We start from the raw sequence: 6,204 nt of genomic DNA, 5'->3' as shown, positions 1-6,204 counted from the left end.
TCTGCGATTGTGTGTCCTGATTCATGATAGGCTATTGCTGCTTCCCTCAAATCTATACTTTTACTCATAATTCTATTATATCACATCTTCATATCAATTTCAAGTAGGATGACTATATTCTATACTTTGCAATCGATCCTTCAATTAGAGGTCAAGGATTTGGGCAAAAGGCTATTAGAGCAATTATAAAAAAATATGAAGGGAGAAGAATCATTCTATCAATAGAAGACTGGAAAGAAACATCTGCTAACATTGAACAGCGAATCTCCCGACATAACTTCTACTTGAAATGCGGATTTACTGATTTATCATGTAGAATTATTGAAAATAGAGTATCTTATGCGGTTATGGCGATAAATGGTAAAATTAGACCAGATGAATATAATGCACTCATCAACTCATACCTTGGTTTTTTCTGGAAACACTTTATTAAGATGAGATTGATTAGTGGCAATGAATAGTGAGTATCATATCTTTTCGGTTTTAGAGATAATCTGAATAGTCAAATTGTTAATTTAAATGTTGAAATATATGTCAAATATGACAAAATGATAGACATAAAATTTGGTGAATATTTATAGTGCTATTTGCTCATTATTGCTTGACAAATTGTGCTTTTTGTGGTATAATTGCACTAAGGTTATATGAACGAAGCGTAAGATTAAACTTGATGTTAAAAAGGGAGGTGAAATCATGTCGGATTGGAAAAAAATCATCACCAAATCTGAGATGAAGTCTGCTCAGAAGTGGCAGTCCGCTCAGAAGTGGCAGTCTGCTCAGAAGTAACTAGGCAAAAGATAATGATACTTGATGCACTATAAGTAAAGGAGAATTTGATATGGATCAGGAATTGCAACAGGTTGTTGCCGATTGGCGTTATCTGCGTGAAAATACACTTGCATTCATTAATTCCCTCTCGGAAGAAGAGCTGAAAAAGAAACTTCCCAGACCAGGTTTGGACTCGTTTATGAAGCATTTTGAAGAAATGTGTGATGTTGAGCAGGCATATTTGGATGCATGTCTATCTGGCTCTATGGAGTTTGACTGTGTGCAAGAAAATGAGGATTACAAAGGTGAATCCTCTAAGGAACAGATTATCGCAAAAATGCAGGAACAAGATGAACGTATTGATAAAATCATCCAAGAAAAAGCAGACGGCAAAATCACTTGGTCAGAGGATGATATCAAATCGCTTAATTCTCAGCTGAGAAATTTGTGTGTGCATGAAACATTACATATCGGTCAGTTGATTGCATTTTCATATGTGATGGGAATTGCGATTCCGGAATTTGTCGTTGAGGGATGGGCGTTATCGTAACAAGGTCTAATGCTGCATTGAACATTGCGTCAATGCAGCATTATATTTAGGAGGATTTTATGATTAACGAAGTTGTATCTGAAAACGAATGGCGAAAGCAATTTCCTATTGTTGATCAAGAATATATTTGGGAATATCCATTATTTCGAGGTGAATCTGAACCCACATCCAATCTATTTATAAATCAGGATCGCTCACTTACAAATGATTTAGGAATTTATATTCATGTTCCTTTTTGCCTGTATCGATGTCCGATGTGTGGATTCTACATGGAGATTGTTAAAGATAGAAGTTTTTCAAAGGAGTACACCGACGCACTAATTTGTGAATTTGAGACATATGTTAAATCTTTTGATTTTTCAGAAAAGAAACTTAGGGCAATCTACTTTGGTGGTGGAACTGCCTCTCTACTAGAAGCTAAAGACATCAGCCGTTTGATTACAAATATCAAGAAAGCAATTCCAAATTCTAATTTAGTTGAGATTACAGTCGAAAATCATCCAAGCGTTGCTACAAGTGAATATCTTTCAGAATTAAAGCATGTAGGAATTAATCGTGTTTCATTTGGAATACAGTCTCTATTTGATGAAGATCTGAAGATCCTTGGGCTTCGTCAGCGTAAGGAGCAAAATATTCAAATTCTGGACGCTGCTTTAAATCTAGGCTTTGATACTGTGGCAGCGGACTTAATTTATTCAATTCCAAATCAATCAATTGAGCGATTTATGCGGAATGTTGAGCAATTAGTGTCTATGGGTATATCTACAATTAGTTTATATAGTATGGGACTTTCAGAAAGGCAACAAGATCTCTATTCCTTACTCCCTGGAAGAGAAACTGAAAAAGAGATGTTTACCCAGTCTATGAACTACCTGCGAAATTTTGGATATATTCAAGTAGCTCAACCTGATTTTTGTCTCCCGAACCATATTAATGCTGATACAGAGATAACTTGGAAAGCTCCGCAAGGTGAGCAAATTGCATTAGGTGCTGGCGCTTGGAGTTATTTCAATAATTTTATCTATTGTAACACACATAACAGCAAAAAATATATAGCAGATGTAATTAACCAGGGCTATTCAATTCAGCAACTACAAAAATCCACGATAGATGATCAAATGTCGAGATATATGGTTTTAGGATCACGTTGCTTTTATATTCCTGATTCTCCGTTCAAGTCATATTTTGGAATTAGTTTATTCGATGTATTTGGACAAGAAATCCGTCTTTTGAATCAGCAGGGATTGATTAATATTGAAGAAGACAGCATTAATGTGACAGACGAAGGAAGATATTATGTAGATAATATCTCAAAAACATTCTATTCATTTGCTAATCGTTGCAGATTGCAACCATATTGCTATGGCCTTGGTGAAGAATGGAGGAAATGATATGGAAAAGAACTGGCAGATTACATATCCCGAAGGCATGATTAAATATGTTGATTTCTTTCGTAATGAACTGTTTCAGTATCAAATCTATGATTCTGTAGTCCAGAAATATATCCAGAAGTATTCTAACATTGAAGTGTCAAATATGTGCGCGTTAGGGTGCGGGACAGGTCGTCATGAATGTGAATTAAGACGAATGGGTTATGATATCACTGGAATTGAGAGAAATAAGGAATCGTTCCCTGTAGTTAAGGCTGTATTTGAGCAGAATGGTGTTGAACCAATTACTATGGTCGAAGCCGACTTTTTTAATTTTGATCTTCTGAAAACAAAACTTCAACCTCAACAGTTTGACTGCATTACTCTTTTATTTGTACCATTGAGCATATCTGACACTCTAAAATTGGTAGATATTTTTGAATACTTTCTGAAACCTGGAGGGCTTTTTGTTTCCAATCAGTTTATGGGATACCCAGATGGTTTCGTTCCGAATATTTCTCTATCTGACAATGACTATGCTGAGAATCCTCTTCAGAAAGATTTGCCTTTTGCTCAAAGAGAATATTGTGTACGTTTAAACACATATAAGTATAACGAGAATATCGTTGAGTGGACAGCTGTTTATATCTTTACTGATGAAAATGGAAATGTTAAAATGGCACGAGATCATGATATCATTGATGTTTTGATCAAGGAAAACTACCAAGACCGTCTTATCCCCAATAATCCAAATATGGAGTTGTTACCAATCTATGAAGTGCATGAAATAAATGATAATGCAAACATTCCAAAGACAACAGACTGTATAGTAGCATGGAGGAAAAAGATGTGAGTTTGAGACTGTATATCGAAATATGTTCAGCATGTAATCTCCAATGTAAATATTGTTTTGAAGAAGGATATACTCCTCGTTTTATTAACGAACAAAATCTGTATGAATTCCTAACAAAATGTTCGCCAAATATTACAGATGTTGTGATTACCGGTGGAGAACCTATGTTGCACCCTTCATTTTACGAGATTTGTCAATTTATCGCAGATTTTGCCTCGGTTGTTGTAACTACAAATGGTACTCTTCTTAATGTTTCGCAAATCAAGAAATTACTTCGTGATTATCCAAGTATTAAATTACAATTTAGTTTAGATGCTGTTGAACAATCATTTGTCGATACCGTTCGTGGTCCCGGAGTCTATTCAAAAGTCATTGATGCAATTAATTCTTTGCATGAATTTCACTCTCAAATTGGCATTTCCTCAACGCTTACAAGGCAAACTCCTCAAATGATTGATAAAATTTATTCATTTGCAAAAGACAATCACATTACATGTTATTTTCCTTCGTTACTTCCTTATGGAGCACTATGTGCAAATTGGAGCGAAGTGATGCCTTCATTTGATGAATATATCAAATCAGAAAAGAAATTGGTCGAATTAATCGCAAATGATAGTGCTGGAATTATTAGTTCAAATAAAATTGATTGGATTTTAAATAGGTATAAATCCAGCTACTATCCGAATAATGGGTTGATTGATAATGAATTGATTTTAAAAATCGATTCTAGTGGAAATATCTTATGTTGCCCTGCTACTGATATTTCATATAGTTGCAGCAAAATTTCAAATATTCAATCAATTGGCTCTTTCCAAGAACTGCTTGATAATTATAGAAAATGTACTGATTGTCAATCAGTTGGAGTCCTTTCTGACTGTATTGAATGTTCTGCATCAAAGTTCTGTCGAAGTGAATTTTGTGGGAATTGTATTCATATGAAATCAAACTATTCTGAAATTAATGAGTTTCTCTGTAAAACAATTCGATATCATTTTAGCGAATTAATCGATGCTACTGAAGAGGGATGATTCTATATGATTAGCTTAAAATTATTCCAAATCATTAACTACGCTTATAATCATACAGCATTTTATAAGAGATTGTATAATGCACATTCGATTAATATCTCACAAATCAAGTCATTGGAACAGCTTCCAATTGTATATCCGCAAGATCTATTAGACTATCCATTTGATTTTAAAACTGATGAACCTATCTACAAAGTATCAATGACTTCTGGAACTCATTCGCATCCCAAGGTAATATTTCGTACAATTTCAGATTTTGAAGAAAGTGTACATAATGAATGTCTCTTTTTAACTTGGGCTGGAGTAACACAATCTGATTCAGTCTGTATAATTCAACCATTTGGGATAAATGGCTATGGAGAAATCACTTTAGAAGCCTGCAAACGTCTTGGGGTATTTGCAATTCCAATTGGTGATTTGCCGAATAGTGAGGTGATATCAGCAATAAACTATTTTTCTCCTTCAATTCTTGATATTACTCCATCAAAATTATATAATTTACTTCAATCACCTAGTATCCAAATTAACAAACTTAGATTAGCAATGGTTGCTGGAGAACCCATTGCTCCAAATTTTAAGTTTGCAATTCAGAAAAAGTATGGAATTAATATTGTGAACCAGTATGGTTCTACTGAATTTGATTGTTTAGCTGCTGAAAAGGATGGAATTGAAGGATTACAAACACTACCAAATGATTTTATTTATGAAATCATCGATGGGAATCTAACAATTACCAGCCTATATCATCAAGGTACACCATTGATTAGATATCAAATCGGAGATCATGCAGTTCTAAATGAAAACTACATTTCAATACTTGGTAGGGATTCATCCCTACCTTTGTATGATGGAATAATTCTTGAATCCTCTCAGATAAATGATGTAGTAACTCAAGGACATGGATTGTTTTGGCAATGCTTAGTGTACAACAAACAGCGAAAACCATGTGTTGATTTGAGAGTTATATGTGATTCAACAACAGAAATCAACTATATTCGTGATGAAATTATAAACAGTTTAGATTTCTGTGATTTGGTTGAATCAGAAGAAATTCAATTTTATTGTTCAAAAGTGAACACATTAATTGACAATAGCCGAAAACAGAAGCATTTCATTGATGCAAGAAAATGCACAGATGATTTAAGAATTGCGTTAATTCGAAACAATTGTTTTGAGGCTTTTTATTATAGCTTACCACCAATTACTGATCGATTTGTTAGTTCATTCATCTCTAAAATACATGATATCGATATTCAACTTTTGCTTGATTTAGCAATTTATATAATTCACTTTTGGACTACGAAAGCACAAAAAATAGGAAAAGCAATATTGGCTTTCTGCTATAAATCAAATTCAAAAGCAGTTCTATCAAAATTAACTTCATTGGCAACATCAAATGATTGGGAAATTCGTGAAGAAGCTGCAAAGGTGATATCCTGTCTAATCCTCTCAGAATTTCAATCTATGATACCATGGGTCTATGCTAATTGCAAAAATAAAAATGAAAATATTCGCAGAGCAATTTTAGTTGGTATCAAATATAGTGTGGAATACACAACTTATGAGCCTTATAGATCACTTCTTCTTGATATTATGGATAACTACTTATTTGATTTGAGCAAATATGTAAATAAA

Annotated in this window: 6 protein-coding genes; all 6 read left to right on the top strand. The window is 33.8% G+C overall.

The window, feature by feature from the left end:
• The first annotated feature begins 116 nt into the window (after positions 1-116).
• Positions 117-461, top strand: a complete 345-nt coding sequence (locus ACKI2P_RS04840) for a GNAT family N-acetyltransferase (RefSeq protein ID WP_407375526.1) — start codon at positions 117-119, stop codon at positions 459-461.
• Between the two features lie 377 nt (positions 462-838).
• Entirely contained in the window at positions 839-1,318 is a 480-nt protein-coding gene (locus tag ACKI2P_RS04835) for a DinB family protein (RefSeq protein WP_407375522.1), read from the top strand.
• Positions 1,319-1,377: 59 nt separating this feature from the next.
• The gene (locus tag ACKI2P_RS04830) at positions 1,378-2,709 is read left to right on the top strand and encodes a coproporphyrinogen-III oxidase family protein (RefSeq protein WP_407375520.1); all 1,332 of its coding nucleotides are present in this window, start codon (positions 1,378-1,380) and stop codon (positions 2,707-2,709) included.
• Positions 2,681-3,541, top strand: a complete 861-nt coding sequence (locus ACKI2P_RS04825) for a class I SAM-dependent methyltransferase (protein WP_407375524.1) — start codon at positions 2,681-2,683, stop codon at positions 3,539-3,541. Before ACKI2P_RS04830 ends, ACKI2P_RS04825 begins: the two co-directional genes overlap by 29 nt.
• A complete protein-coding gene (locus ACKI2P_RS04820; protein WP_407375519.1) occupies positions 3,523-4,569 on the top strand; it encodes a radical SAM protein in 1,047 nt (348 codons plus the stop codon). Before ACKI2P_RS04825 ends, ACKI2P_RS04820 begins: the two co-directional genes overlap by 19 nt.
• Before the next feature lie 6 nt (positions 4,570-4,575).
• On the top strand, positions 4,576-6,204 hold a 1,629-nt coding region (locus tag ACKI2P_RS04815; RefSeq protein ID WP_407375517.1), incomplete at its 3' end, for a phenylacetate--CoA ligase family protein.

It is taken from the genome of Methanobrevibacter sp., from assembly GCF_045541095.1.
Classification (GTDB): Archaea; Methanobacteriota; Methanobacteria; order Methanobacteriales; family Methanobacteriaceae; genus Methanocatella.
This window is presented reverse-complemented; position numbering and strand designations above follow the sequence as displayed.